This window comes from Halobacillus halophilus DSM 2266, from assembly GCF_000284515.1.
GTDB lineage: Bacteria > Bacillota > Bacilli > Bacillales > Halobacillaceae > Halobacillus > Halobacillus halophilus.
In genome coordinates, this window is the sequence record NC_017668.1 from 1051953 (window position 1) to 1077957 (window position 26005).

At 42.0% G+C, this 26005-nt stretch carries 30 protein-coding genes; 20 read left to right on the forward strand and 10 right to left on the reverse strand.

Annotated features, from left to right (window positions below; all coding sequences use genetic code 11):
• Positions 1-95: 95 nt before the first annotated feature.
• From recX to HBHAL_RS20735, 4 genes are all read left to right on the forward strand, one after another.
• The gene (gene recX, locus HBHAL_RS05165; RefSeq protein WP_014642306.1) at positions 96-908 is read left to right on the forward strand and encodes a recombination regulator RecX; all 813 of its coding nucleotides are present in this window, start codon (positions 96-98) and stop codon (positions 906-908) included.
• Between the two features lie 90 nt (positions 909-998).
• A complete protein-coding gene (locus tag HBHAL_RS05170; protein ID WP_041601205.1) occupies positions 999-1232 on the forward strand; it encodes a hypothetical protein in 234 nt (77 codons plus the stop codon).
• A 447-nt stretch (positions 1233-1679) separates the two neighbouring features.
• On the forward strand, positions 1680-2810 hold the full coding sequence (gene tnpB, locus HBHAL_RS05175) for an IS200/IS605 family element RNA-guided endonuclease TnpB (protein WP_014642307.1): 1131 nt from the start codon (positions 1680-1682) through the stop codon (positions 2808-2810).
• A gap of 689 nt (positions 2811-3499) precedes the next feature.
• Positions 3500-4261, forward strand: coding sequence for an NUDIX hydrolase (locus HBHAL_RS20735; protein ID WP_014642308.1), 762 nt, complete (start codon positions 3500-3502; stop codon positions 4259-4261).
• Between the two features lie 40 nt (positions 4262-4301).
• Here the strand turns inward: HBHAL_RS20735 and HBHAL_RS05185 are convergent, their stop codons facing one another.
• The gene (locus HBHAL_RS05185) at positions 4302-5093 is read right to left on the reverse strand and encodes an HAD family hydrolase (protein WP_014642309.1); all 792 of its coding nucleotides are present in this window, start codon (positions 5091-5093) and stop codon (positions 4302-4304) included.
• Between the two features lie 208 nt (positions 5094-5301).
• Here HBHAL_RS05185 and glcT point away from each other — a divergent pair, with 208 nt between their 5' ends.
• From glcT to HBHAL_RS05200, 3 genes are all read left to right on the forward strand, one after another.
• Positions 5302-6144: a glucose PTS transporter transcription antiterminator GlcT gene (glcT, locus tag HBHAL_RS05190; RefSeq protein ID WP_014642310.1), complete on the forward strand. Its 843-nt coding sequence runs from the start codon at positions 5302-5304 to the stop codon at positions 6142-6144.
• A gap of 238 nt (positions 6145-6382) precedes the next feature.
• Positions 6383-8419 carry a glucose-specific PTS transporter subunit IIBC gene (gene ptsG, locus HBHAL_RS05195; protein ID WP_014642311.1) on the forward strand — a complete coding sequence of 679 codons (2037 nt, stop codon included), beginning with the start codon at positions 6383-6385 and terminating at the stop codon, positions 8417-8419.
• A gap of 23 nt (positions 8420-8442) precedes the next feature.
• Positions 8443-8709 (forward strand): phosphocarrier protein HPr, encoded by a 267-nt coding sequence (locus HBHAL_RS05200; RefSeq protein WP_014642312.1) that lies wholly within the window; start codon positions 8443-8445, stop codon positions 8707-8709.
• 210 nt (positions 8710-8919) lie between these two features.
• On the opposite strand, the gene HBHAL_RS05205 is transcribed toward HBHAL_RS05200, so the two are convergent.
• Positions 8920-9579 (reverse strand): SDR family NAD(P)-dependent oxidoreductase, encoded by a 660-nt coding sequence (locus tag HBHAL_RS05205; RefSeq protein WP_014642313.1) that lies wholly within the window; start codon positions 9577-9579, stop codon positions 8920-8922.
• 116 nt (positions 9580-9695) lie between these two features.
• Here HBHAL_RS05205 and HBHAL_RS05210 point away from each other — a divergent pair, with 116 nt between their 5' ends.
• Positions 9696-10040 carry a YfhH family protein gene (locus HBHAL_RS05210; protein WP_014642314.1) on the forward strand — a complete coding sequence of 115 codons (345 nt, stop codon included), beginning with the start codon at positions 9696-9698 and terminating at the stop codon, positions 10038-10040.
• Between the two features lie 32 nt (positions 10041-10072).
• Here the strand turns inward: HBHAL_RS05210 and HBHAL_RS21360 are convergent, their stop codons facing one another.
• A complete protein-coding gene (locus tag HBHAL_RS21360; RefSeq protein WP_158512348.1) occupies positions 10073-10216 on the reverse strand; it encodes a YpzG family protein in 144 nt (47 codons plus the stop codon).
• Positions 10209-10382 carry a small acid-soluble spore protein K gene (sspK, locus tag HBHAL_RS20740; protein ID WP_087946046.1) on the reverse strand — a complete coding sequence of 58 codons (174 nt, stop codon included), beginning with the start codon at positions 10380-10382 and terminating at the stop codon, positions 10209-10211. Before sspK ends, HBHAL_RS21360 begins: the two co-directional genes overlap by 8 nt.
• A gap of 114 nt (positions 10383-10496) precedes the next feature.
• Between sspK and HBHAL_RS05215 the strand changes: the two genes are divergently transcribed.
• Positions 10497-10763, forward strand: a complete 267-nt coding sequence (locus HBHAL_RS05215; protein ID WP_014642315.1) for a YfhJ family protein — start codon at positions 10497-10499, stop codon at positions 10761-10763.
• 46 nt (positions 10764-10809) lie between these two features.
• Here HBHAL_RS05215 and HBHAL_RS05220 read toward each other — a convergent pair whose 3' ends face one another.
• On the reverse strand, positions 10810-11814 hold the full coding sequence (locus HBHAL_RS05220; protein WP_014642316.1) for a metal-dependent hydrolase: 1005 nt from the start codon (positions 11812-11814) through the stop codon (positions 10810-10812).
• 60 nt (positions 11815-11874) lie between these two features.
• Here HBHAL_RS05220 and mutY point away from each other — a divergent pair, with 60 nt between their 5' ends.
• Positions 11875-12963 carry an A/G-specific adenine glycosylase gene (gene mutY, locus HBHAL_RS05225; protein ID WP_014642317.1) on the forward strand — a complete coding sequence of 363 codons (1089 nt, stop codon included), beginning with the start codon at positions 11875-11877 and terminating at the stop codon, positions 12961-12963.
• Here the strand turns inward: mutY and HBHAL_RS05230 are convergent.
• Entirely contained in the window at positions 12953-13177 is a 225-nt protein-coding gene (locus tag HBHAL_RS05230; protein WP_014642318.1) for a hypothetical protein, read from the reverse strand. The genes mutY and HBHAL_RS05230 overlap by 11 nt on opposite strands.
• A gap of 272 nt (positions 13178-13449) precedes the next feature.
• Between HBHAL_RS05230 and HBHAL_RS05235 the strand changes: the two genes are divergently transcribed.
• From HBHAL_RS05235 to HBHAL_RS05250, 4 genes are all read left to right on the forward strand, one after another.
• Positions 13450-14295 carry a C40 family peptidase gene (locus tag HBHAL_RS05235; RefSeq protein WP_014642319.1) on the forward strand — a complete coding sequence of 282 codons (846 nt, stop codon included), beginning with the start codon at positions 13450-13452 and terminating at the stop codon, positions 14293-14295.
• Positions 14296-14422: 127 nt separating this feature from the next.
• Complete coding sequence (locus HBHAL_RS05240) at positions 14423-14605, forward strand: gamma-type small acid-soluble spore protein (protein ID WP_014642320.1); 183 nt, start codon at positions 14423-14425, stop codon at positions 14603-14605.
• Positions 14606-14797: 192 nt separating this feature from the next.
• On the forward strand, positions 14798-15325 hold the full coding sequence (gene ntdP, locus HBHAL_RS05245; RefSeq protein WP_014642322.1) for a nucleoside tri-diphosphate phosphatase: 528 nt from the start codon (positions 14798-14800) through the stop codon (positions 15323-15325).
• 74 nt (positions 15326-15399) lie between these two features.
• The gene (locus HBHAL_RS05250) at positions 15400-17178 is read left to right on the forward strand and encodes an ABC transporter ATP-binding protein (RefSeq protein ID WP_014642323.1); all 1779 of its coding nucleotides are present in this window, start codon (positions 15400-15402) and stop codon (positions 17176-17178) included.
• A gap of 975 nt (positions 17179-18153) precedes the next feature.
• Here HBHAL_RS05250 and HBHAL_RS05255 read toward each other — a convergent pair.
• From HBHAL_RS05255 to HBHAL_RS05265, 3 genes are all read right to left on the reverse strand, one after another.
• The gene (locus HBHAL_RS05255; protein ID WP_014642325.1) at positions 18154-19221 is read right to left on the reverse strand and encodes an FUSC family protein; all 1068 of its coding nucleotides are present in this window, start codon (positions 19219-19221) and stop codon (positions 18154-18156) included.
• Between the two features lie 324 nt (positions 19222-19545).
• Positions 19546-20841, reverse strand: a complete 1296-nt coding sequence (locus HBHAL_RS05260) for a glutamate-1-semialdehyde 2,1-aminomutase (protein ID WP_014642327.1) — start codon at positions 20839-20841, stop codon at positions 19546-19548.
• A 190-nt stretch (positions 20842-21031) separates the two neighbouring features.
• Positions 21032-21118: a YjcZ family sporulation protein gene (locus HBHAL_RS05265; RefSeq protein WP_041601207.1), complete on the reverse strand. Its 87-nt coding sequence runs from the start codon at positions 21116-21118 to the stop codon at positions 21032-21034.
• Between the two features lie 252 nt (positions 21119-21370).
• Here HBHAL_RS05265 and HBHAL_RS05270 point away from each other — a divergent pair, with 252 nt between their 5' ends.
• The 5 genes from HBHAL_RS05270 (at position 21371) to perR (ending at position 24512) form a co-directional block, all read left to right on the forward strand.
• Entirely contained in the window at positions 21371-21781 is a 411-nt protein-coding gene (locus HBHAL_RS05270) for a potassium channel family protein (protein WP_014642328.1), read from the forward strand.
• 62 nt (positions 21782-21843) lie between these two features.
• Complete coding sequence (gene bcp / locus HBHAL_RS05275) at positions 21844-22314, forward strand: thioredoxin-dependent thiol peroxidase (protein ID WP_014642329.1); 471 nt, start codon at positions 21844-21846, stop codon at positions 22312-22314.
• A 117-nt stretch (positions 22315-22431) separates the two neighbouring features.
• Positions 22432-23385, forward strand: a complete 954-nt coding sequence (locus HBHAL_RS05280; protein ID WP_014642330.1) for a D-2-hydroxyacid dehydrogenase — start codon at positions 22432-22434, stop codon at positions 23383-23385.
• A gap of 3 nt (positions 23386-23388) precedes the next feature.
• Positions 23389-23946 carry a cob(I)yrinic acid a,c-diamide adenosyltransferase gene (locus tag HBHAL_RS05285; RefSeq protein ID WP_014642331.1) on the forward strand — a complete coding sequence of 186 codons (558 nt, stop codon included), beginning with the start codon at positions 23389-23391 and terminating at the stop codon, positions 23944-23946.
• A 122-nt stretch (positions 23947-24068) separates the two neighbouring features.
• On the forward strand, positions 24069-24512 hold the full coding sequence (gene perR / locus HBHAL_RS05290) for a peroxide-responsive transcriptional repressor PerR (protein WP_041601208.1): 444 nt from the start codon (positions 24069-24071) through the stop codon (positions 24510-24512).
• A 71-nt stretch (positions 24513-24583) separates the two neighbouring features.
• Here perR and HBHAL_RS05295 read toward each other — a convergent pair whose 3' ends face one another.
• The gene (locus tag HBHAL_RS05295; protein ID WP_014642333.1) at positions 24584-24961 is read right to left on the reverse strand and encodes a YgzB family protein; all 378 of its coding nucleotides are present in this window, start codon (positions 24959-24961) and stop codon (positions 24584-24586) included.
• A 131-nt stretch (positions 24962-25092) separates the two neighbouring features.
• Between HBHAL_RS05295 and HBHAL_RS05300 the strand changes: the two genes are divergently transcribed.
• Positions 25093-25959, forward strand: a complete 867-nt coding sequence (locus HBHAL_RS05300; RefSeq protein ID WP_014642334.1) for a nucleotidyltransferase-like protein — start codon at positions 25093-25095, stop codon at positions 25957-25959.
• The last annotated feature ends 46 nt before the right edge of the window (positions 25960-26005 follow it).

Genomic DNA, 26005 nt, shown 5'->3' on the forward strand with positions numbered 1-26005 from the left:
CCATTATTTTACTAAATGGTTTTCGTAAAAGCGATTCTTTTCGCTGAACGGTAAATCCAAATCATGCTAAACTATGAAGAAAAGGGAGAGTTAGAATGGCGAAACTTACAAAGATTACGACTCAAAAGAAAAATAAAGGACGCTACAATATCTTTTTAGATTATGGTCAAGGGGAGGCTTACGGATTCAGTGTCAGTGAAGATATTCTGATCCAATACCATCTCCAAAAGAATATGGAACTGGATGAATCGACTATTCAAGCGATGATTCAAACAGACACGATCCATAAATCCTATACCCTTGCCATCAACTATTTAAGCTATCGAATGCGTTCAGAGAAGGAAATCAGAGATTATTTAGATGAGAAAGAGGTAGATGAGGAGCACATTGATGAGATTGTCTCCCGTTTATATAAGGAAAAACTGCTCGATGATCAGGAGTTTGCCAATTCATTGGTGCGAACGCGTGTCCTGACCTCAAGCAAGGGACCGCTTCTTGTAAAAAAGGAACTGATTGAAAAAGGAGTCCAGGCTTCTCAGGCAGACGCTGCTCTTGAACACTATCCTTTCGATGACCAATATAGTAAAGCTATGAAATTCGCAGAAAAGAAGTTAAAAAGCGATAAGAAGAAATCCGCTCGCCAGCAGATTCAAAATGTCCAGCAGACCTTGATGCAAAAAGGCTTTAGCGGAGACGTTGTAAAAGAGGTCTTATCTGACCTACCGGAGGAAGAAAGTGAAGATGAGCAGTGGGAAGCGGTCGTTTACCAGGGAGAGAAGTTACTCCGGAAATTTGCCCATAAAGCAGAAGGGTATGAATTAAAACAAAAGATTAAGACAGGTTTATACCGTAAAGGATTTTCATTTGATCTAATTGAACGGTTTTTAGATGAATATGTGGAAGAGTAATTAAGTGATTTCAGTACTGGTTTGTTAAAAGACCCAATCCTACGCGAGGGTTGTTTCAGATTGTTATGATTTGGTGAAGGGGATGATTAGGTGAAAATAGCGAAAAAGATTGTACTAATAGCTTCAATTGCCCTGTTCATTTTTTTCTTGGTATCGATAATAGCAGACTGGAGTATAGGTAATTTTCCTTTATTATTGCTAGCTTTGACAGTAGTCACTTCAGGAATCATTTCAATTAAGGAAGGCTCAAAAGTAGAAGGGTATGTAAATTCAGTACTCGCTGGAATGCTGTTAATAGTGTCTAGTTTGGGATTATTCTTATAATATATGGTGGCCAAAGCGGTCGCCTTTTTATTTTTCTATCATGAAAAAATGGAATTGTAGAAAATGTAGGAAACGAATATCCAGATAGCGAGGAGAGAGGTAATATAAACATCGATTGGAAGGAACTTTTTAAAGAGCTCATATTTTTTTGGAAAGATCTAGATACAGGTGAATTTAGGTGGATAGGTTTCATAGCAGAACTCCCTCTTTTAATTTGCACTATTTATTTTACAATTTACTTAATTGTCTGGTTTATTGGTTTGTTTTGAATTATTTTTTTCTATACCGGTTGTTTTATCATTCATCGGCAGAAGACTCCCTCTTCAAGCGCCGTGTCGAAGACCGGTGGCAAGGGGGAGATGAATGCCATCGCCGTAAGGCGAATGCCTTTGAATATTCTCCCCTCCGTGATATCCTAAAGTAAGAACGTATGTTCCTAATTAGGAGGTGGAAAGGTTGAGGCATAAAGCGTATAAATTTCGTATCTATCCAAATAAAACCCAAGAATCGCTCATCGCTAAGACAATAGGTTGCGCTCGTTTTGTCTTCAATCATTTCCTCTCTGAATGGAGCAGTGCCTACAAGGAAACCGGAAAAGGTTTGAGTTACTCTACTTGTTCCAAACAACTACCCAAGCTTAAAAGAGAATTCCTTTGGTTAAAGGAAGTGGATAGCACGGCCATCCAAACGTCGGTCAAACATCTTTCTGACGCTTATGAACGGTTTTTCAAAAAGCAAAACCAAGCTCCACGGTTCAAATCAAAGAAGAACAAAGTCCAGTCCTACACCACAAAATGCACAAACGGAAATATTGCAATCCAGGATCGCAAAATCAAACTGCCTAAGCTGGGGCTTGTGAGATTTGCCAAGAGCCGTGAAGTGAAAGGTCGCATCTTGAGTGCGACGGTTCGCCGCAATCCGACCGGAAAATATTCTGTATCCATTCTTGTTAAAACAGATATTCAGGAACTTCCTAAATCCAACACTTATGTTGGCATTGATCTCGGATTGAAAGACTTCGCTGCTCTCTCGAATGGCACCACCTATCAAAACCCACGATACCTACGTAAGACCGAAAAGAAACTAGCAAAAGCTCAACGTATCCTTTCCCGAAGGGAAAAGGGATCTTCGAATTGGCATAAGCAGCGTATTAAAGTAGCTAGACTTCACGAGAAGATAGCGAACTCCCGCAAAGATTATCTGCAGAAGATTTCTACCGAAATCATCAAAAACCACGATGTGATCGGGGTAGAAAATCTCCAAATTTCCAATATGCTCAAAAACCGAAAACGATCCAAATCGATTAGTGATGTGAGCTGGTCGATGTTCACGTCTATGCTCGAATACAAAGCAAAGTGGTACGGGAAGCAGTTGGTAACCGTGTCGAAAGTTTTTGCGAGTTCACAGCTGTGTTCCAAGTGCGGATACCAAAACCGTGAGGTGAAGAATCTCGCTGTTCGAACGTGGGATTGCCCAGATTGCGGCTGCCACCACGACCGCGACCTAAATGCGAGCTTCAATATATTGAAGGAGATTCAAAGAATCCTTACAACCGTCGGTGCGACGGGGCTAGCCTAATCATTTGAACGAACCGTTAGGTTCGTGCTCTTAGGAATCCCCCAACTTCAAGGAGTGTCAGCGAGTAAGTGGGGGTAGTTCAAAAACTCTAAATTCCCCTTTATAAAATGAAAAAAGCAGAAGGTGGTCCCTTACTACTGTTAGAAATCAAACCAAAGTAAATAAGTTATTCAACAATAGGGCCGGATTGTGGAAGACTCCGTTTCGAGATATATTAGGTCCGTTGCTGATAAGGAGTGAAAGGACCCTTCTATAAGAGAGGTAATCGTTCTGGATCAGCCTTAAACCCTTATATATCAGGGGTTGTACACTTAAATAAGCTAGATACTCTTTTGCTCTTCAGTTAATTTTAGTAGGCAGTTTTGGTGGATTTCGAGTTTCTTATTCGGCCAGGTCCGGAGGGGGACGATGTAGACTCCTGTGGGATAAACATGATCAGTGAGACCCCGGAAGGCTTTAGCTGAGGAGGCTCACCTCATGCCCAAGGAAAGCGAAATCGTCCCCCGCAGGACCTTCCACTCAACAAATATCTCGAAATCAAGTCTTCAAGTAATGGGAACTTTTCTATAAGAATTAATTTAGTTATTTAATTGAGGGCATAAGAAAAAAGTACTTGATTAACTTAAAAATAATTTTCGTGTATACTATATAAAGGTGACAAAAGTACTATGACAATACGGAGGAGACCTATGATTTATAAGCGATATACATACCAGATAAGGCCTGAACAATATGAACCTTGCACACGTTTTTTTCACGAATACATATTGCCTGCTCAATTAGGACATGGCGCACGTCTAGTCGGGAGGTATGTGACAACGGCCCGCGATGAAATTACATCTATATGGGAGTATGATTCCTATGAGGACTGCGAAAGAATTACAGAAAACATGCGGGCCTCCGAACTTTACCATAAAGCCTCCCAGAGAAAAGAAGAATTAAGTCCGCTCTTTGAACACCTCAAAGAAGACTTTATTGAAAGTACTGGAGATTACCATTTCACTAAGCATATCGTATCGGTTTCTGCCTACATCACCAATGAAAAGGGAGAGCTTCTGCTTGTGAAAAATGAACACCGGAATGATACATATGAAATGCCAGGGGGAAGAATGGAAAAAGAGGAAAGTCTGGAAGGAGCGATCCGGAGAGAAATTTATGAAGAAACGGGAGTCCATGCTCACATAGACGGGATTACAGGGGTTTACCACAATATGAGTCAGGGAATCGTGTGCATTGTTTTTAAAGGAAGGTATGAGAGTGGGCACTTGAAAATCTGTCCTGGTGAGACAGAAGAGGTCATGTTTCAGGATTTATCAGAAGTAGAGTTAACCGAATTGGTAACAAGAGATCAATTTATAACCAGAATCAAAGATGCCAGGGATAGAAAAGGGGTAGCGGTTGAAAGTTACTATGTAAGACCGTATGAACTTCTCCACCGAATGGAAGAATAATAAAAGCTGCTGACTAATAAAACGTCAGCAGCTTTTAATCTTATAATAATCCTTTTTTCTCTAAATCTTCAATCGCTTCATGCACGTGGTCTACAACTGTATTGGCTTTCTCCTGAACCTCTGGATGAGCTGTGGACATCACATAGTTATAAGGCGTAAGCTCGAACATGGCCAGGTCGTTGAATGAATCTCCAACGCAAGCGACTTCGTGAGGCTGGATTCCCAGTTCGGCGATTAGTGAATGTAGTCCGCTGCCTTTATTAATGGACTTTGGCATAATATCAACACACGTCTCATGGGAAATAAAGCTGTCTGTTCTTTCACCAAAAGCTTCATCGATCCTCTTGTAGGCGGCGATCACGTCGTCTTCTCTCCCGTGCAGAGTAATTTTCGACGGTGCGATGGTTGTACCAAACTGATCGGCCATTTGAGGTTCCACAATAATGTCGTGAAACATCTGTTCAGAGATCTTATCAATCCATTCATTGTGTTCCCTCGTAAAGGTCTTATCAGAAGTTGAAACAGTCTTTATCATAGGCTCTTGCTCAATGTGATCCATAACCTTTTTGGCCAGATCGCCTTCAAAAGTTTTAGAATGAATGTGTTCGTCCGATTCATTGTAAACAAAAGCTCCATTTTGGCTAATGCGGTGTCCCGGCACTTTGAGACGGTTCAGCACTTCTTTTATCTCGTGGTCCATGCGTCCGGAGGCAACCGTTAGAGGAGTACCTTGTTCGACCATCCGTCTCAGCGCATCTATATCTTCATTTTTAATATAGTGGTCCATTCCGAGTAATGTCCCATCAAGATCACTGACAAACAGTTTAATCATGGATGAGGCTCCTTTCCTTTATCCTACCTGTAATACTTTTTTACACCCTAATGATTGTACATGACGAAAGCGCTTTTAGACAAAGGAAAATATCTGATCGATAGGAATCTTGTAAAATAAACTTAAGAACTATAGGATAGAGAAACAACCACTTGAAACCGTTTTATAATAAATTTGAAATACTTGGAACTTAAGGAGGGAGGATAGGATGGAGCAAAACGTCGTTATCAAGAAAGTTTTAAATAATAATGTGATTATTGCCGAGCATCCTTCCTATGAGGAAGTCGTATTAATTGGAAAAGGGATTGGATTTAATCGAAAGAAGGATGATTCGGTTTCCTTCAACAAAGCGGATAAGACTTTCCTTTTGAGTAATGAAAAGGAAAAGCAGCAATATGTTGATCTGGTTCCGCACATCGACGAAGAACTCATTGATTTTACGAATGATATCTTGTTTCATATTGAAAAAAGGATGGGGGAAGAGCTGAACCAGCATATCCACGTGGCTCTAACGGATCACTTAGCTTTTGCGATTAATCGGGCCAAGAAAAACATGCAGTTTTCCAACCCTTTCCTTCAGGAGATTGAATCGCTTTACCCTAAGGAATACCAGATCGCTATGGAAGTCGTAACCATGATTTATGACAAACTGGGTATACAATTCCCGGAAGGCGAGATTGGATTTATTGCGCTTCACATTCATAGTGCGGTCACGGATAAAACGCTGCGGGAAATTAATCGCCATAACCAGCTGATCAACCAGTTAGTTCAGCTGGTCGAAGATACGATGAAGGTCACGATTGATAAGAAAAGTATTGATTATCATCGGCTGGTCCAGCATTTGCACCGGGCCATTGATCGCGTTCATCAGGGAGAAAGTGTTGGGGAAGAAATTAAACTCGCAAACATGTTGAAAGAAGAATACCCGGTGTGCTATAATTTAGCTTGGAAGTTGATAAAAGTGATGCAAAAGTGGCTCAAGAAGCCAGTAGATGAATCAGAAGCTATCTATTTGACGATTCATTTACAACGATTAACCCATAAATCCTAACGTTACGTGTTACTGACACGATCAGGCATGAGTATCGGAAGATTTCGCGGTTATCATAAGGGTGGAGTGTACCCAATGATAACTGATTAATCTTCTATACTCATGCCTTTTTTATTGCTCTTTTGGAATGAGACGCGTCCTATGTGACGCTTTCATTTTTAAAATAAATGTAACCGTTTTATCTGTTAGGAAGCGAAGTCAGTTTTGGATCACAATTTATAATTAAGGAGGAAATCACATGTTCAAAAATGCTTTTGGAACGTTGCAAAAAGTAGGTAAAGCCCTTATGACGCCTGTAGCTTTGCTGCCGGCTGCCGGAATCCTGCTTGCTTTTGGTACAAGCTTTGCTCAGGACAGCTTTGTTGAAAAAGTACCTTATTTTGGCACCCCATGGGTTCAAACCTTGTTGAAGGTAATGGAGGAATCTGGTGGTGTGGTTTTTGATAACTTACCGCTCTTATTCGCGGTAGGGGTTGCGATAGGATTAGCTAAAGGTGACGGGGTCGCCGGATTAGCCGCTATTATTGGTTACTTAATTATGAACGTCGTTATGGGTGTTCTCGGAAACGTGGACGCTGACATGACCTCAGAACCTGCCTACGCGGAAGTGCTCGGTATTCCTACCTTACAGACCGGGGTCTTCGGAGGAATTATAGTCGGGATACTCGCCGCCTTCCTGTATAATAAGTACTTTAATATCGAACTGCCTCAGTTTTTAGGATTCTTTGCAGGAAAACGATTTGTTCCGATTATCACAGCTTTTACGTCTTTATTTTTAGGTATCATCATGCTTTGGGTATGGCCATTTGCACAGGCTGGATTAAATGGTTTGTCCCACTTAATGCTTGAAGGAAACCAGACAATTTCGGCTTTCTTCTTTGGTTTAATTGAAAGATCATTAATTCCTTTTGGTCTTCACCACATTTTCTATTCACCATTCTGGTTTGAATTTGGAAGCTATACCAATGAAGCCGGAGAAATTATTCGCGGTGACCAGACGATTTTCTTTGAACAGCTTAAAGATGGAGTCGATTTCACGGCAGGAACATTTATGGTTGGTAAGTTCCCGTTTATGATGTTCGGACTTCCAGCTGCAGCGCTCGCGATTTATCACACGGCGAAACCTGGACGTAAAAAAGTTGTCGGTGGTATTATGGCTTCTGCTGCGCTAACTTCTTTCTTAACAGGTATTACAGAGCCGATCGAATTCTCATTCTTGTTCGTAGCTCCTGTCTTATTTGGTATTCACGCTGTATTTGCTGGCCTTTCTTTCATGACTATGGAAATCTTAGGAGTGAAAATTGGTCAGACCTTCTCAGGCGGACTGATTGACTTTATCCTATTTGGAGTTCTTCCAAACCGTACCGACTGGTGGTGGGTCATCATCGTTGGACTGATCTTCTCTGTCATTTACTACTTTGGCTTCCGTTGGGCGATTCTTAAGTTTAACTTAGCTACGCCGGGACGTGAAGATGAAGCAGATGACGAAGAAGACCAAGGTGAAGTAGGAGATCTTCCATATGAAATCCTGCAAGCTATGGGTGGTCAGGAAAATATCTCCCACTTAGATGCTTGTATTACACGACTACGCGTTTCCGTAAACGATAAAGAGAATGTTAATAAAAATAGACTTAAGAAACTTGGTGCTTCCGGGGTTATGGAAGTAGGAAACAATATTCAGGCGATCTTCGGTCCAGTTTCCGATACACTTCGTGGACAGATGCAGGACATTATTGATGGCAAGACGCCTCGTTCCCGTGAAGATGTCGCAGAAATTGTAAATGAGGAAAAAGCTGCTCAAGCCCCTGTATCAAAAGGTGAACTTAACTTCGTCAGCCCGATAAAAGGTAAAGTTATGCCGATTACAGACGTGCCTGATCAAGTGTTCTCTGGTAAGATGATGGGGGATGGCTTTGCAATTGACCCGCAAGATGGTAAGATAGTTTCGCCGGTAAACGGTAAAATCCTTAATATTTTCCCTACCAAACATGCGATTGGGTTAGAAGCCGAGAACGGAATGGAAATTCTTGTTCACATCGGAATCGATACCGTAAGTTTGAAAGGGGAAGGCTTTACAGCACTTATTTCCGAAGGCGATGAAGTGAAACAAGGCCAGGCGATAATGGAAGTGGATTTAGATTACATTAGAAATAATGCTACATCCGCTATTACGCCGATTGTATTCACCAATTTAGCCGAAGATCAAGAAGTCCGTGTCAAAGCCTCTGGAGAAGTGCAGCATAACGATCCAGATATTATTGAGATTACAAAATAATATTTAAAAAAGGAGATATCGTCATGAAGGAACATTCTATGAAAATAACTGCGGCTGACGGCGTACACGCTCGTCCAGCAACAGCACTTGTACAAGTAGCTGGAAAGTATCAATCTGAAGTAAACCTTGAGTATAAAGGAAAATCCGTTAACATGAAATCCATTATGGGTGTAATGTCCTTAGGTATTCCAAACGGTGCTGAGATTAAATTCACCGCTGAAGGTTCTGACGAAGACGAAGCTGTAGAAGCTGTTGCAGCTAAAGCGAAAGAAGAAGGTCTTGGCGAGTAAGACCTCATGAATAAAGGAAGAAGCTGGTCCATTGGGCCAGCTTCTTTATTTGTATCTGATTTTTTATCTTTAACTAAGGGGAGATAATGACTTATTTGCGGGCGCCCCACGGCCCGATAAAGGTGACCACGACCCAATTCTGCTCGAACACGGTGATACAAAATATAATTTCAATAAAAAACCCCGCAAAATGCGAGGTAAGTTCGAAGATTACTGGTCGATAATAATTTCCTTCCGTCCATCATCTTCGTTATAAATTTGTTCAGCTACGCCTTCAGGTCCCTTTAGCTGATCAGGATTGGAGACGTGAGTGGACTCTTCCCAGAAAGGTGTATTCATGCCGCCCATAAAGACGGAAGTGGCGGTCAAGGGTTCTTCTTCCCACTCTTTCTGCAGACTCTCTGTAAATCCTTTAACGGCAAATTTACTGGCACAATAAACACTTTCATTTTTCTTCCCGCGCAGTCCGGCCGTAGAGATAATGTTCAGTACTCTTCCATTTGCTTCCTTTAGTTTAGGATAGGCGGCTTGAGTCACTAACATGGTACCGCGGACATTGGTCGTCCACATGTCATCCATTTGCTGTTTCGTGTACGTATGGAGTTCGCCAAATATTCCAAGCCCGGCATTATTGATCAGTACATCTAAATCATCGACCTGACGTAATGCCTCTGAAATAGAGGCTGGTTCCGTCACATCACAGACAATAGCTTCTGCCTGTCCTCCTTTTTCTTCAATTTCACTCTGTACAACTAATAACTTTTTCTCTGTGCGCCCGGTAACGATGACTCTGTATCCGGCAGCTCCGTACTGGTGGGCCAATGCCCTGCCTAGTCCTGATCCGGCGCCAGTAATGAATACGGTACTCATGAACCTCTCTCCTTGATTATCTTTTGTATATCATTATTCATTGTGAAGAAAGCCTGATAAAATGTAAAGAAAGGCGTAACATCCTTTTAGTATGTAAGGTTTTGAGGAGGAATAGAATGGAACGTCGATTTAGTGATATGAGTCAGGAAGAATTAAGGCAGGAAATTGCTGACTTGACGGAGAAAGCGCAGAAAGCTGAACAATTCGGCATGGTTAATGAGTTTGCGGTACATGAGCGTAAAATCATCATGGCTAAATCATATATGATTAATCCAAGGGACTTTGGACCGGGGGAACTTTATGAAATTGAAGGCGACCCTGAGAACACCTTTTATATTCAATATATGAATGGAGTATTCGCATGGGGGTATCGCCGTAATCAAGCCGGCGTTAAAGTGACGGAAGAATCAGAAGAGGCTCTTCCAATATCCATGTTAGGACAAAAAATAGAGAATAAGTAAAAACAGCGCGCGAATGATCGCGCGCTGCTTTTTTACATGCGTTTTTTAGCTTGAACTTCAGTAATGATATCAGACTGCGTTTGTTCTGTTTCGCCATTTACTTTATTACTTAAGTGCTTAACCCCTCTATGAGCGTAGAAAGGCGAGGCACTTGGTCTAAAGTTTTTCTTACCCACGGCGATTCCTCCCGATCTGGTTAACGTCACGTTCTCTGGACTTAGCCGCCCGCTCTTGCGGCTGGTTATTAATAGTTCCATTTGGACGTAAAGCGAGCATATCGCTTTGATCATCCGGTGAGTGTGTCATTTTTACATTCGGAAAGTTTTTAGACTTATTACGCATTGGATACCCTCCTGTGGTCCCTTTGTGGGGGACAATTATAGTATGTGCAGGTGCGTAGTAAGTATGTGATACAATGAGGTTGTAATCCTTGGTAAAGTTGAGGTGAACCACACAATGAATGAAATATTTGAGCGATTAGCTGATCAGCTCTATTATAAAAACGGTCATATGACGATAGAAGAAGCAAGAACCTGGGTGGAGTTACTATGGGAAGATTTTGATTCCACAAGGGCAAAGGCCGGGTACGATTATCAAGGAAAGCAAGTGACTGAACAGATTGTTACACGCTGGATTGAAAACTATGGACCCAAACTTCATGAATATGTCGCTACAAATCCTAAATACCAGGAACTTTTTGAGAAAAAAAGACGCATGCATTGATAAAGAAAAAGCCGTGCTGTTTAATAGCACGGCTTTTACATTGATTTTAACCTTTCGACTCAGGAATCGGACTAACCTTATTCTGAAGCTTTTCTTCCGTAAACACCCATCCGGTGTAGGAATTTAATATCTTTAAGTCATCTCCATGTTCATCATCAATCTGGGCAAGAGCAACGAATGGATAGCGGCCTTTAGAACGATAACGTAAATCAATAAAGCGTACCTCTGTGTATTCATCAAAATAGGTGATTTCATAGCGGTACACAGGAGAAAAGGATAAAAATGCCTTGATATTATGATCTGTTAAAGCCTTTTGCACCACAGGATCCTCATAATTAATCGGTTTATTTACGAATTTATCCAGTATGGTGATATGGCCGTTTTCGGCACGTCCTACATAATAATTCGTAGGTGTAGTTATCGCTATTCTCCAGATGTTCTGCTGGATGGTCGGAGATGTAGCAATTTGTTCGACCTGGTCGAAATTTTCATTAATTAATCGAACCATTTCCCGTTTATCAAAATACCGTTTGACATAGTAAACGGCGATGACAAAATAGATCAGGAGCCACATCAACCCAGGATCTGCACCAAGATTCCAGGCTACAATTCCGGCAAGATGCAGAATGAAAATATAAGGGTCAAATGTGTTGATAAATCCATAAGCCACCCACCTGTTGGTAAAGGGCCGGTAAGCCTGAGTTCCATATGCATTGAAAATATCCACAAAAACGTGCAAGATAACAGCTAGGAAAGTCCATAGCCATAGATGTAGAAAACTCACTTCAGGGGTGAATAAATAGATGAGGCTCGGAATACTGAGTCCCCACAAAAGAACCGCGGGAACGGAGTGGGTAATTCCTCTATGGTGTCTGATATAGGTCGCATTATCTTTTAACTTCAATACAGTATCACAATCGGGGGCTTGAGAACCGACTAAGGTCCCGATTAATACGGCATTGAATAAAGCAGGGTCGGATTGGACGACTGGATCAAGTGTAGCGATCCCTCCGAGTGCCACACCCATGACCACATGTGTGCCGGTGTCCATGCTGATTCCTCCTTTGGGCCAGCCATTCTACTAGTAGTTTATCACGAAGGAAGTTGATCCATGAAAAATTTAGAAAGAGTCCAGCAAATTATTCAAAATTTTGATCGAGAATTATTTAGACAGAATCTTATTCAATGGTTTAAAAATGAACAACGGGTTTTACCCTGGAGAGAAAACCAGGATCCTTACCGCGTGTGGGTATCAGAAATTATGCTCCAACAAACCCGTGTTGATACGGTCATTCCGTATTTTAATAACTTTTTGTTGAAATTCCCAACGCTAGAAGCCCTGGCAGAAGCGGATGAACAGGAAGTGCTCAAGGCGTGGGAGGGTTTAGGTTACTATTCCCGAGCTAGAAATCTGCAAAACGCAGTAAGAGAAGTTGTTGAGGAATATCAAGGGGTGGTCCCTTCAGAGCCGGAAGAAATCGCAAAGTTAAAAGGTGTCGGCCCTTATACCAAAGGGGCGATATTAAGTATTGCCTATGACAAGCCTATTCCAGCTGTAGATGGAAATGTTATGCGGGTACTATCCCGGATTTTGCATGTAGAAGAAGATATTGCGAAACCAAGTACAAAAAAACTATTTGAAGAACTCATAACAGAACTGATTTCCCATGAAGATCCTTCTTCCTTTAACCAGGGTCTTATGGAGCTTGGAGCATTAGTATGTACACCAAAAAATCCGTCCTGCCTGCTCTGTCGAATTCAGGATCAATGCCGCGCCTTTGAACAGGGTATCGAAGAGGAATTGCCGGTTAAAACCTCAAAGAAAAAACAGAAGAAAGCCCCTTATATGCTGCTGTTGATTCAAAACAAGCAGGGGGAAGTCCTCATTGAACAAAGACCCTCAAGTGGTCTGCTAGCTTCATTGTGGCAGTATCCCATGGTACCACTTGCGGATGTAGACCGTGTATCAGCTCCGCATTGGTTTTACGGGGAATATGGTTTAACCATTGAGTTAAAAGAAACGAAACAAACCATCAAGCATGTATTTTCTCATTTAATTTGGGAAATGGAAGTCGTAACAGCGGAAATCGTCGGCGGTGAACTTGACCATGAGCGAGCCCGCTTTGTAACCCTGGATGAAATGAACGACTTTCCATTCCCCGTTTCCCACCAAAAAGCTCACAAGTACATTAATCTATAAATGTAGAAGCGTCGCTTGTCCAAACAGCTTCACGTTGTTTAAGACCTCCGCGGCGCTTTATTTCTTCATTGATTTCCCTCAATATGGTTACGCCTTCAGAATTCAAATACGGAGCGGTTTGAGATAAGGCATAATGGAAATAACCAAGCTCTCCATCCTGCCAATCCTGCTTTGATTCCATGGATAAACGCGTGAAATCTCTTCCTTCATACAATTGAAATCCCTCCTCGATTTACTTTATGTTGATTTGGTTGAAGCATACCCGTCAATAAAAGGAATTCGGGACTTTAGACACCCTTAAATGAATAGTTAACACACTTGTAATAAAAATGTAATATAGTTTTGTCAATATAGTAGTACCAAAGGTTCAGGAGAATATGTCGTGTTTTGTTTATGTTTAGGACTATTTACTTTTTTATCAATTTTGTGAATAATTAGTTTCAGAAAGTGGATCAAAAAAATACATATGGAACAGAGGGATGAGGAATGGATGAAAAGAGATGGGCAGCAGCGGTCTGTGGCAGCTTAGCAGGTGCCATGCTTTGGGGCACAGCAGTATTTGCAGAGGAAACTCACCAAGTAGAATCAGGAGATACCTTATGGAGAATAAGCCAAAAGTATGAGGCGTCCGTTACTCAGCTTAAATTATGGAATGATCTTCCAACCAATGTCATTAATGTGGGGCAGCAATTAATTGTCGACAAGACAAAGAACTCAACCATTGAAGACTCAGATTCTCCATCATCTTCAAGCGCTCGTACATATACGGTTAAAAGTGGCGATTCTTTATGGGCGATTGCGAATAAGCACGGGATGTCTGTATCAGCACTAATGAATTTAAATCATCTTTCCAGCGCAACGATTTACCCCAATCAAAAATTAAAGGTAAGTAGAAGCTCCTCCCCTGAAGATTCGGTTTCTTCATCCAATTTGACCACCCCAGAACCCGTATCCTCCTTTTCAAGTACAAGTTTGCTCAAGGAAGCTAAGAAATATTTAGGGACTCCTTATCAGTGGGGAGGAGAGTCACCTTCAGGATTTGATTGCAGCGGTTTTCTGCAGTACGTTTTTGCTAAAGAGGGGATCCGTATTCCGAGAACAGTGGCTTCTATTTATACTCACTCCAGCTTAGAATCCGTGAGCCATTCGAATCGTCAGCCGGGAGACATTGTTTTTTTTGAGACGTACAAACCAGGAGCTTCTCATGCTGGGATATATCTTGGAAATAACCAATTTATTCATAGCGGATCTACATATGGCATATCCATTGCCACTCTAACCAGTAATTATTGGTCGTCCCGCTATATTGAAACAAAAAGAATAATGAATTAACAGCTTGGTACCAAAGGCGCTTCTATTCTAAGAGGCGTCTTTTTTTCATGGAGCTAAAAAAAATATTTCATTTTTAGAATGAAATCTGGGAGAAGTGTACACAATAATCTTTGCGGAGGTGATAAACATGGCTAAGCAACCAAAACAAAACAAAACAGCTGCTGGTACAGACAAAAAACACGTTAAACAACAGAACCAACAAGCTGCTCAACAAAATCAGAACCAACAATATGGTGCTGAATTTGCATCTCAAACAGATGCTCAACAAGTACGTGAGCAAAACCAACAATCTCAGGCTAAGAAAAAATAACCTGATTGATGGTTAAGGCTTGTCCAGGCTGTTTTATTAGCCTGTATCAATCCCCCGAATAAGAGAAGCCGCCAATTGGCGGCTTCTTTTTTTACGTAAATTTTAAAGAGGTTAATTATTTTCATTCCTTTCCAATTGTAGTTATAATAGACAGAAGGCATGATCGGATTACAATAGGGAAGGGGGATCAACATGCCCGGCCCAGAAGCAGGAAAGCGGATTGAAATTCAAAGTTACAAGCATAATGGATATCTCCATCGTGTTTGGGAAAGTACCACGGTTCTGAAGGGAACCCGCCATGTCATTATTGGTGCAAATGATCGGACCACTGTCACCGAAAGTGATGGGCGGAGATGGACGACACGTGAGCCCGCGATCTGCTACTTTCACTCCAAATACTGGTTTAACATTATCGGTATGTTGAGAAATGATGGAGTATACTATTATTGCAATATCAGTTCTCCCTTTATTTATGAGGATGAAATGATTAAATACATTGATTACGATTTAGATATTAAAGTGTTTCCGGATATGACCTATAAACTTCTCGATGAGGATGAATATGAAATCCACAAACGTAGAATGAATTATCCTCATGTGCTGGATCGTATATTGTATAATAACGTAGATATACTGATTCGCTGGATCCGCCAGAGGAAAGGACCATTTTCACCGGAATTTATTGATCAATGGTATGAACGCTATTTAACGTATAGGTAACGTCAGATGCGCACTTCTAGATAAGTGCGCATCCTTGTTGTTCGTAAGGTAAGGAAAGGAAAGAAGGTGTTCGTTTGGACAGTATTAAACGCTATTTAAAATTTGTAAAACCCTATAAGGGAAAGATTATCATTACCGTTCTTATAGGTGTCGTAAAGTTTTCGATTCCATTATTAATGCCGTTAATTACGAAATATGTGATTGATGATATTATCAACGCGGATTCGCTGGCTCAATCTGAAAAAATAGATCAGCTATTATGGTTGATGGGCGGGGCTTTTTTCGTGTTTATGATCATACGCCCGCCTATTGAATACATTCGTCAATATATGGCTCAGTGGATCGGAAGCAATATCCTTTATGATGTCAGGGAAAAGCTGTTTGATCATATTCAACGGCTCAGCCTGCGATTTTATTCAAAAACAAAGACAGGCGAAATTATTTCGCGTGTGATTCATGATGTGGAACAGACCAAAACATTCGTCATTACCGGCCTCATGAACATTTGGCTCGATATGTTTACGATTGTCATTGCAATTATAATTATGCTTACGATGAATGTTTGGCTTACACTTGTTTCAATTGCCCTTTTCCCGTTATACGGTTTTGCGGTCAAGTATTTCTATGCCAGGCTTCGCCACTTAACCCGTGACCGTTCCCAGGCACTTGCTCAAGTCCAGGGCCACCTGCACGAACGCGTTCAGGGTATTCCGGTGACCCGAAGCTTTGCACTCGAGAATTATGAACAGGACCAATTCGATGTGCAGAATAAAAACTTTCTTGATAAGGCCATTACGCACACGAACTGGAATGCTTACACGTATTCTGTTACCAATACCATCACGGATCTGGCCCCGCTGCTTGTGATTGCCTTTGCGGGTTACCAGGTTATAACTGGTTCGCTAACTATTGGTACAATGGTTGCTTTCACCGGCTATATGGAACGTGTTTACAGTCCGCTCCGCCGTCTGGTTAACTCTGCGACTGTTCTAACTCAATCGATTGCCTCTATGGACCGTGTGTTTGAACTCGTCGACGAAAAATACGATATCGTGGATAAACCAGGGGCTAAGAAACTGGAGAAAATAAAGGGTGACGTTTCAGTTGAAAATGTTTCCTTTAAATACGACGAAGGTGAACCGCTTGTACTGAATAACGTCAGTTTAGATGTAAAACAAGGAGAAACGGTTGCTTTTGTTGGAATGAGTGGTGGAGGTAAGTCCACCCTGATCAGCTTGATTCCACGTTTTTATGATGTCACAGAAGGCAGAATCATGATTGACGGCATGGACATTCGTGATGTACAGGCTCGTTCCTTGCGGGATAAAGTGGGGATGGTGCTGCAGGATAATATTCTCTTCAGTGAATCCATTTCCATGAACATCCGTATGGGTAATCCTGACGCTACGGATGAGGAAGTGATCGAAGCGGCTAAAGCTGCGAATGCCCACGAATTCATCTCGAATCTCTCGAACGGGTACGATACACTAGTTGGTGAGCGCGGTATTAAATTATCCGGCGGCCAAAAACAACGGGTAGCTATCGCTCGTATTTTCTTGAAAAATCCACCGCTGCTCGTGCTGGATGAAGCGACCTCAGCTCTTGATCTGGAAAGCGAAAGTCTTATACAAGGTGCTTTAGAACGCCTCGCTTCAGATCGTACTACCTTTATTGTGGCTCACCGCCTTTCGACCATTACGCATGCGGATCGAATTGTGTTAATTGAAAATGGTGAAATTGTAGAAGTAGGTTCTCACCGTGAATTAATGGATAAACGCGGAAACTATTACAATCTATATCAAATGCAGGAACTGGATGACAAACCCGGTTCCAAGGAGTATTTACAAACTTAAAAGGTACCATTGAAAAGGGCTGAATCCTGCAGGGGTTCAGCCTCTTTTTTGTGTGATTTCTGATTGTGCTTGTGACGGTACTTTGAAATAATGACACTATTACTTCATACAGCACAGGTTATTCGGAGGGGAGAGGAAAGCATGAGCATCGAAAATATTCTCATAGGAGCAGGATTGGTTTTCTTATTCTTACTGATCTTCGCTATCTCAGCAGGGAAAAAGTAACACGCGTCGGCATGTTGATTACATAAAGCTCTTAAAAATTTTAGTAATCTTCAACTATAGGGCCGGATTGTGGAAGACTCAGTTTCGAGATAATTTGGATCCGTTATGTTGTTATGGAAAAGGGCTGGTGGGGAAATAACTCGCTTTCCTATAGGGGAACGGTGAGCTTCCTCGCTCGTTTCACTCCCTGCGGGATCTCACCTAGTTCCTTCTCCCATGGGAGTCTCGCCATTTCCCCACCAACCCAGCTGAGTGAGAATAACGGACCCTTCCATAAAAGTGAATGCTCTCCTTCTAAATAGGCCTTAATTGCTTCTATGACAAGCTTTTTTACATCGTTCTAGCATGAAAATACACTCCTTATCCCATGCTTATTCTCACCAAGCAGACAGGGGATTTAGTGGTTTCGAGTTTCTGATTCGGCCAGGTCCGGAGGGGGACGATGTAGACTCCTGCGGGATGAACATGATTGGTGAGATCCCGCAGGGCTGTTAAGCCCGAGGAAGCTCAGCACATATAAGAAGTTCGACTAAGATCGCCACGTCCTGTGGCAACGTCGAACGACCCTGCGTCGTGCAGGGCCGGAAAGCGAAATCGTCCCCCGCAGGACCTTCCGCTCAACAAATATCTCGAAACTGAGTCTTCAACAAACGGGAGCTTTACTTTAAAACCACCTTGGAGCTTTAAGGGAGGTTACATAAAAAAGCTCAGAGGGAAAATCCTCTGAGCTTTGTGCATGCGTGTATATCTTTATTTTTCTGTGGTTTGAATATAATCGCTCTGGTGGTGGCTTTGGTAACTTTTTAGTAACCTTTTCAACTTCTCGAGCTGGTAGTGATATTCCATCAACTGTGAAGCTAAAGGTAGAAAGACCAGCTTATCAGGATTATTGGTCTTTTCATAAACATGCATCAGCCGCTCAACCAAAAGAGGAATGTTGGGCTCCTCAATTTGACGCAGTCCCTGTTTATGGGTGCGTTTAATTCTGCCTTTCAAGCTGAGAACCAGTTTTTCATGAGCATTAATCAGCTTGTCCAATTCATCCACAAGAGCATTCTGGAAATCTTCCGGAATCTGCTCAATTTTGTGATCCAGTCTGTAAAAAGCTTTTAATACATCAAAAGATTTCTTCGTCGTCGTAATCAACTGACGGAAAAGCACCAGTTTTCTTCCTTTTGAAAAACGTCTTCCTTTAAGATAGGTCCGTTCTTCGGAGTATAGAAGATACGTATGGTCTGTCCAGCGCATTTCATCTTGGATACGGACGATTTCATATTTTAGGGCCGGTTCATCGGATAGCTGCCTGGTAGTTACTCTGAGCCACTGGAGAATATCCGTCGTAGCGAGATCGATTTTCTTAAATAACCGGGTTTCATAACGCGGTGGCAGAAACACTAGATTCACGATAAATGCAGCTAAGATTCCTAAGATCATGGAAGAAAAACGAGAACTCGCAAAGTACATAAATGTCTGATCGGTAGAGTCCATCAGGGCAATGACAGCCACGACCGCCAGAGCAACTGTGTTTTCATTCATTTTTAAAGTAGTCGTGAACCCAATGACGAGTATGATCGCAAACCCAACGACAAAGGGATCGTTCCCAAGGGTAAATACTGCAACTACTGCAATGAGAGCTCCAATAGTATTTCCCTGGAGCTGTTCGATTATGGATTGATAAGATCGATAAATGGATGGCTGGATTGAAAAGACAACGGCAATGGCTGCAAGCAATGGGGAAATAAATCCAAGAAGATTCCCAATATATAGAGCTATAGCTACAGCTAGTCCCGTTTTCATCATACGTGCGCCAAGTTTCATAGCAAACATCTTCCTTCAATTAAAATAAACAATGGATTTATTATAACGCATTTTATGTAAAATCGTACCCATGATTATTCCAAAATTAAAGAGAAAAAAGAATGAAACCAAAAGAAGAAGCTAATGCGAAAAACCGCATTAGCTTTAAAGGGGGCTCTAGTTCTCACCAGAACCATGAAAAGGGAAAGAAATGAAACAAAGATCATAATTCAGTAGAGTTTTCAGAATTATAAATCTATTTTAGCATGATAATTTAGAATTTTCAATTAATTATAGGAGTTTTATATAAAAAGTTCCGGAGAATGGATCCCCGGAACTGAAAATTTACTCTTTACTCATAATCTGGAAAGTGCGATCGATCGCTTGAAGCGTCTGGTCAATATCCTCATCTGTGTGGGCTGTAGTCAGAAACCATGCTTCATATTTAGAAGGAGCCAAATTGATGCCCTCTGCGAGCATAAGCTTGAAGAAACGGGCGAAGCGGTCGCCATCAGTATTCTCAGCCTGTTCGTAGTTGGTAACCTCTTCGTCCGTGAAGTAAACGGTTAAGGCGCCTTTTAATCGATTGATCGTTAGCGTGATGCCATATTGGCTGGCGCTTTTTAGTATGCCTTTTTCCAGTTTTTTTCCAAGGCGGTCCATTTGTTCATAGACGCCTTCCTGCTGCAGGACTTCTAGGCAGGCAATTCCTGCGGACATCGATGCGGGATTCCCGGCCATGGTTCCGGCCTGATAAGCAGGGCCCAATGGAGCCACCTGTTCCATAATATCTGCACGTCCCCCGTAAGCTCCTATCGGAAGACCACCGCCAATAATTTTACCCATGGCTGTCATATCCGGTTCGATGTCGAGAAGTTGCTGCGCACTTCCATATGTAAAACGGAAGGCTGTGATGACCTCATCGTAAATAACCAATGAGCCTGCTTCGTGGGCTAGGTCATTCACTTCTTGAAGGAATCCAGGTTTAGGTTCCACAATACCGAAGTTTCCGACGATCGGCTCGACAAGCACTCCGGCAATCTCATCACCAAATCGGGCGATAGCTTCTTTAAAAGGTTCAATATCATTGAAAGGAACGGTGATGATATCCTGAGCAATCGAAGCGGGCACCCCGGCTGAGTCAGGTGTACCGAGTGTGGCCGGTCCTGAACCGGCAGCGACCAGTACAAGATCGGAGTGGCCATGATAACAGCCGGCAAACTTAATGATTTTATTTCGTCCAGTATAGGCACGGGCTACACGAATAGTTGTCATGACCGCCTCGGTTCCTGAATTTACAAATCGGACTTTTTCCAAGGAAGGAATGGCTTCCTTGAGCATTTTCGCAAACCGATTTTCAAGTACGGTCGGTGTACCGTAAAGCACTCCGTTCTGGGCAGCCTTCGTAATCGCCTCTGTTATATGAGGGTGGGCGTGTCCTGTAATAATAGGCCCGTAGGCACCTAAGTAGTCAATATACTCATTACCGTCCACATCATAAAAGTGAGAACCTTCTCCGCGATCCATGTAGACAGGCGTGCCGCCGCCAACCCCTTTATAAGCGCGGGATGGAGAGTTTACACCGCCGACGATATGTTCTGTTGCTTCTGTGTATAATTGTTCGGATGTTTTTATGTTCATAGTTACCTCCTTACTGACATTCAGTATTCATTGTAGCATGGACATTGGTATTGATGGGATGACGTGCACAAAAAATACTCTTCCCAGTGCAGGAAGAGTATTTTAAGATTTAACGCCGTTCGTGTGCGTAAGGAAAAAGCACCTCGCTAATCACTTTTGGTGGTCAATAGGTGCTTTTACTGGAATGATCTTAGTATAGATACGCTGCACCAACGATGACTAGAAGGATGAAAAGCACAACAATCAGCGCAAAGCCTCCGCCATATCCGTAACCCATTCACAATTCCCCCTTTCCGCTGTTTACTGTATCTTATGCTGCGATGAAGAAGAGGGGTGTGCATTAGCCCGGTCTCTAAAATAAACAAACGTAAATCCCAATTACCCCCACCTCAGGTCATCCATATTATGGATGACCTGAGGTGGGGGTAATTGGCTTAATTGAGATAATCTGTCTGTCGGCATAATTGGAGAGGGATGCACATAGGTAAACAGTAGAGTACTGCTTGTCTCTTCCCGGGAGGAGTGCGTCATGATTATTATTGCGATTACTACAATGAGCCTGATTTTGATCGCTGGCAGTCTGCGTCAAATATTCGCTTCCCTCGAATTCGAACATAAGATTTTTTCTTTTCAACTGTTTCTCTCCATATTGCTTCTTTATACGATCGTTATGATTGGATTTGCCATTATTTATGTTTCTTTGATTGAACATGGGGTAATGGTGTACCAGGAGGCTGGTCAGTTTGAACCCTTGCATTGGAAGGAAGAAATAGCAAGAAGCATGTACTTCAGCGGAGTAACCTTATTCACAGTCGGGTACGGAGAAATGGTACCGGTCGGTGTTGGGCGCTGGATTGCTATTTTTGAAGCCATGATCGGTTATTCACTGCCGGCTGCTCTCGTTGCCAAGGTATGGCAGCATTACAAGATTGAACATTGAATTGGAAGTTTACATTCGTATAAGGTAGGCTAGATATATAATTATTTTTAGGAGGGTTACGTATGACAATTGAAAAAGGAAAACAAGCACCTGATTTTACATTGCCAGCTAACAATGGAGAGAACGTATCATTATCTGACTATAAAGGAAAGAACGTCGTACTGTACTTTTATCCAAAAGATATGACTCCAGGCTGCACAAATGAAGCCTGTGATTTCCGTGATCACCACGAAAGCTTCGCGGATCTGGATGCTGTTATTATAGGCGTCAGCCCAGACCCAGTAGAATCTCATAAGAAATTTATTGATAAACATGATCTCCCATTCCTACTACTTGCGGATGAGGATCATCAAGTTGCGGAAGATTACGGCGCATGGGTTCTTAAGAAAAAATCAGGCGAAGAATATTACGGCATTGAACGTTCTACTTTCATTATTGATAAAGAAGGTAACCTTGCTGAAGAGTACCGCAAAGTTAAAGTAGAAGGACACGTAGAAGCTGCACTAAGTTACATTCGCGAGAATCTTCAATAGAGACCAGGAAAACCATAGCCGGAAAACCGGTTATGGTTTTTTCTTAAGAAGCTTTAATTTTGAGTTGGTCTGGAAAAACAATTACTATAGAAGAAAGAGAGGAAAGGAAGTGAGAGGATGAAGGTTGTTTCAGCGATTAAAAGGGTCCCTGAAGATATCCAGCACCGACTGAGACAGAATTTTAATGAAGTTGAGTTTCTTTTCTGTCACGGAATCGAAGAAGCGGAACCCTATTTAAAGGAAGCTGATGTATTTATTACATACGGGGAAGATTTGACTCCGGAACGCATCCAGCAGGCCCGCCAGTTAAAATGGATTATGGTTTTATCTGCTGGTCTTGATAAAATGCCATTCCAGGAAATTCAGCAAAGAGAGATTCTTGTAACCAATGTCAGGGGCATTCATGCTGAACCAATGGCCGAGTATGCGATCTCCATGCTTCTTCAGGTCTCAAGAAATGCGAAGGCCTATGCGGAATTAGAAAAAAATCACGAGTGGAATCGACGAATGATCAATCAGGAAATCAGCGGCCGGACCATGGTTGTACTTGGAACGGGAGCTATTGCCCAGGGAGTGGCGAGGCTCGCTCAGGCTTTCCGTATGAAAACCATTGGGGTGTCGAGATCTGGAAATCCAAAGCCTCACTTCGATGAAACGTATAAAGTAGAAGAGCTTCACCAGGTGCTCGACCAGGGAGAATTCGTGGTGGCAGTGCTGCCAAGTACGAAGGATACACAGTACTTATTGAATTTGGATCACTTTAAAGCCATGCCTGACCACGCCATCTTTCTAAACATGGGGAGAGGAGACCTGGTTCAATCGGACATCATTCTGCAGGCTGTTCAGAATTCTTATATTGCGCATGCTGTACTCGACGTGTTTGAAGAGGAACCGCTGCCAGAGAATCATCCATTCTGGGAAGAGGAAGAAGTGACGATTACTCCTCATACATCAGGTCAGTCTCCGGGGTATGTTCCGCGTGGTTTTGATATATTTGAAGAGAATTTGCATATGTTCTTAAATGATAAGGGCGAAATGAAAAACAAAATTGATCCTAAACGGGGGTATTAAATCATGCGTATTTATACAAGATCAGGGGATAAAGGACAGACATCTTTAATTTACGGCAATCGAGTAGCCAAAAATGATATACGAGTCGAGGCATATGGCACCTGTGATGAAGCGAACTCAACGATTGGTCTTGCGCTTAGCCACCTGACGAAAGAAGACTGGGCAGATAAAGATTCGTTCCTTGAGGCGATGCAGCGCATCCAAACCATCCTGTTTCACGTTGGAGCTGAGCTTGCAACTCCTAAAGGAAAAGAAGTGAAATGGCAGGTGAAGAAAGAGCATATAGAAGAGTTAGAACAGCAGATTGATAAGTGGGACGAGGACTTGATTCCATTGAAGAATTTTATTCTCCCATCTGGTCATTCAGCTTCAGCCGGGTTGCACTTAGCCCGCACAGTTGTGAGAAGAGCAGAACGTTCTGCGGTCGCATTGGAAGATGAATTGGTCAATCCGCTGGTTGTTTCGTATTTGAATCGTCTGTCCGATCTGCTTTTCGTAGCGGCAAGGTACGTTAATCAGCAGCTGGGCGGTAAAGAAACTCCTCTTGATCCAGACGTGTAATTTAATTTGCCGGGGAAGACGGCTTTTTATTGACATTAGATTTACAGACAGGTTACACTAATTATAAGGATTCTAATTTAATAATATTATAAATCAAGAATCAGTTTATGAAAGCGAGGTGCATGGCTGTGTCTGATCATCGATTGCAAGAAGCGGTGGATACACTGAAAGGTTCAGGTGTGCGAATCACTCCACAGCGTCATGCGGTGCTTGAATACCTGCTGAATTCTATGACTCACCCAACAGCTGATGAAATTTATAAAGCGTTAGAAAGTAAATTTCCGAATATGAGTGTAGCGACGGTTTACAATAACCTCCGCGTATTTAAGGAAATCGGGCTTGTACGTGAACTTACGTACGGAGATTCATCAAGCCGTTTTGACTGTAATACTTCGGATCACTATCATGCGATCTGTGATTCATGCGGCAAAATTGTTGACTTCCACTACCCAAGTCTCAATGAAGTTGAATCATTAGCTGAACAGGTGACTGGATTTGATGTAAGTCATCATCGCATGGAAGTGTATGGAACGTGCTCTGAATGTAAGTCTAATAATACGCACTAAAACCGGTAGCCCTGAGCTTCCGGTTTTTTTATATTAAAAAAAGAACCCGCTGCTTAGAGCGGATTCTTTCATTAGGATTGCTGCTGAGTCTTATTCTTTTTATATCGTTTGGAATTATATTTCTCATCAAACTCTTCGCCCTCTAACGTTTTATCCATGGTCAGCGGCTGGTTGCAGTGCATGCAGGCATCTACACGTCCAAGCATTTTGGTAGGTTTCTCACAAGACGGACATATAATCTGGATGGTTCTGGTGGAGAGCATGCCGATCCAGAAATAAACGAGCGTACTAAGACCAACAAAGCACATACCGAGAATCATAAAAAGGGCCATTAGCCAAGTGGTTTCTTTGAAGATCAATCCTATATACATGACGCCAATTCCGCCGAAAATTAACCAAAAAGCAAAGGAACGAATCTTATTAATTTTACTGCTGTATCTTAATTCCACGCAGGTTCCCTCCTTACTATCTACAAGGTAGTATAGCACATTTCTTCCATTGATTATATTTAGAAAAAAAGGAATTCGCCAAAAAGTATCGAATAAACAAAACAAGCTGATATAGAATGTGGGGGACCAGAATGAAAGACGTACTACGCCCGATTTATCAAGAAAGAGCAAGTCAGAGCAATACATTAGGGATCTTAATTTTAGAAAAGATGAAACCGATCAGTCCAGTGACGGACAATTTTGATGTTATTTTGTTCATTGTTGTAAAGGACGCAAAGGAACTGTGGTATGTAAAGCATTACGAATTCGAGAATAAATCAGCCGCTATGCACACGGTAGATGAAAAACTTTTGCATCACTGGATTGATACAAGCTCCTATCGCCGTGCCGTGGAATGGGTGATTAACGGCACCGTTATTTTTGAAAGGAATGAATATGTAACCGAGTTAAAAGAACAGCTCCGGACGTTCCCACAGGGGAAGAGGGATCTGAAAAAGGTTATCGAGTTTGCTAAATTAATTCGCAGCTACAGCGAGGCCAAAGATCTTTACGAATCCGAGCATTATCTGGATTCCTTCAGCCGGATGGTTCATTCGCTTCATTATTTAGCGCGCCTTTCCATTATAGAAAAAGGATTTCACCCTGAAGTTACGGTGTGGAATCAAGTGAAGAGAATTGAACCTGAAATCTACAAGCTGTATCAAGAGTTAATTGAAAGTGGCGAACCTACTGATAAAAGAATCCATCTTATGATTATTGCAGTGGAACATTCCATTAGTAAGCGAGCCGAGTCCAGTACTCAACATTTATTAAGTCTTATGAAAGAACAGGAAGAACCATGGTCATTTGGAGAGTTAAAAGTCCATCCGGAGATCCAGGAATATATATTGGATTTATCTTCAATGATCGAATACTTAGTGGAGAAGAATATTATTGAAGTCGTTCTACAAGAAACAAAAGGAGATCATATCTTTCACCGAACCTATAAACCCTCATAAAGCGCTGCGATCTGCACGTATCATCCCTTTCTTTACCGGTTTTAAT

Excerpts from the sequence above, each read along its gene's own strand:
- recX (WP_014642306.1), top strand. The coding sequence starts at position 96 with ATGGCGAAACTTACAAAGATTACGACTCAAAAGAAAAATAAAGGACGC.
- HBHAL_RS20735 (WP_014642308.1), top strand. The coding sequence starts at position 3,500 with ATGATTTATAAGCGATATACATACCAGATAAGGCCTGAACAATATGAA.
- HBHAL_RS05185 (WP_014642309.1), bottom strand. The coding sequence starts at position 5,093 with ATGATTAAACTGTTTGTCAGTGATCTTGATGGGACATTACTCGGAATG.
- glcT (WP_014642310.1), top strand. The coding sequence starts at position 5,302 with ATGGAGCAAAACGTCGTTATCAAGAAAGTTTTAAATAATAATGTGATT.
- ptsG (WP_014642311.1), top strand. The coding sequence starts at position 6,383 with ATGTTCAAAAATGCTTTTGGAACGTTGCAAAAAGTAGGTAAAGCCCTT.
- HBHAL_RS05200 (WP_014642312.1), top strand. The coding sequence starts at position 8,443 with ATGAAGGAACATTCTATGAAAATAACTGCGGCTGACGGCGTACACGCT.
- HBHAL_RS05205 (WP_014642313.1), bottom strand. The coding sequence starts at position 9,579 with ATGAGTACCGTATTCATTACTGGCGCCGGATCAGGACTAGGCAGGGCA.
- HBHAL_RS05210 (WP_014642314.1), top strand. The coding sequence starts at position 9,696 with ATGGAACGTCGATTTAGTGATATGAGTCAGGAAGAATTAAGGCAGGAA.
- sspK (WP_087946046.1), bottom strand. The coding sequence starts at position 10,382 with ATGCGTAATAAGTCTAAAAACTTTCCGAATGTAAAAATGACACACTCA.
- HBHAL_RS05215 (WP_014642315.1), top strand. The coding sequence starts at position 10,497 with ATGAATGAAATATTTGAGCGATTAGCTGATCAGCTCTATTATAAAAAC.
- HBHAL_RS05220 (WP_014642316.1), bottom strand. The coding sequence starts at position 11,814 with ATGGACACCGGCACACATGTGGTCATGGGTGTGGCACTCGGAGGGATC.
- mutY (WP_014642317.1), top strand. The coding sequence starts at position 11,875 with ATGAAAAATTTAGAAAGAGTCCAGCAAATTATTCAAAATTTTGATCGA.
- HBHAL_RS05235 (WP_014642319.1), top strand. The coding sequence starts at position 13,450 with ATGGATGAAAAGAGATGGGCAGCAGCGGTCTGTGGCAGCTTAGCAGGT.
- HBHAL_RS05240 (WP_014642320.1), top strand. The coding sequence starts at position 14,423 with ATGGCTAAGCAACCAAAACAAAACAAAACAGCTGCTGGTACAGACAAA.
- ntdP (WP_014642322.1), top strand. The coding sequence starts at position 14,798 with ATGCCCGGCCCAGAAGCAGGAAAGCGGATTGAAATTCAAAGTTACAAG.
- HBHAL_RS05255 (WP_014642325.1), bottom strand. The coding sequence starts at position 19,221 with ATGAAACTTGGCGCACGTATGATGAAAACGGGACTAGCTGTAGCTATA.
- HBHAL_RS05260 (WP_014642327.1), bottom strand. The coding sequence starts at position 20,841 with ATGAACATAAAAACATCCGAACAATTATACACAGAAGCAACAGAACAT.
- HBHAL_RS05265 (WP_041601207.1), bottom strand. The coding sequence starts at position 21,118 with ATGGGTTACGGATATGGCGGAGGCTTTGCGCTGATTGTTGTGCTTTTC.
- HBHAL_RS05270 (WP_014642328.1), top strand. The coding sequence starts at position 21,371 with ATGATTATTATTGCGATTACTACAATGAGCCTGATTTTGATCGCTGGC.
- bcp (WP_014642329.1), top strand. The coding sequence starts at position 21,844 with ATGACAATTGAAAAAGGAAAACAAGCACCTGATTTTACATTGCCAGCT.
- HBHAL_RS05280 (WP_014642330.1), top strand. The coding sequence starts at position 22,432 with ATGAAGGTTGTTTCAGCGATTAAAAGGGTCCCTGAAGATATCCAGCAC.
- HBHAL_RS05285 (WP_014642331.1), top strand. The coding sequence starts at position 23,389 with ATGCGTATTTATACAAGATCAGGGGATAAAGGACAGACATCTTTAATT.
- perR (WP_041601208.1), top strand. The coding sequence starts at position 24,069 with ATGGCTGTGTCTGATCATCGATTGCAAGAAGCGGTGGATACACTGAAA.
- HBHAL_RS05300 (WP_014642334.1), top strand. The coding sequence starts at position 25,093 with ATGAAAGACGTACTACGCCCGATTTATCAAGAAAGAGCAAGTCAGAGC.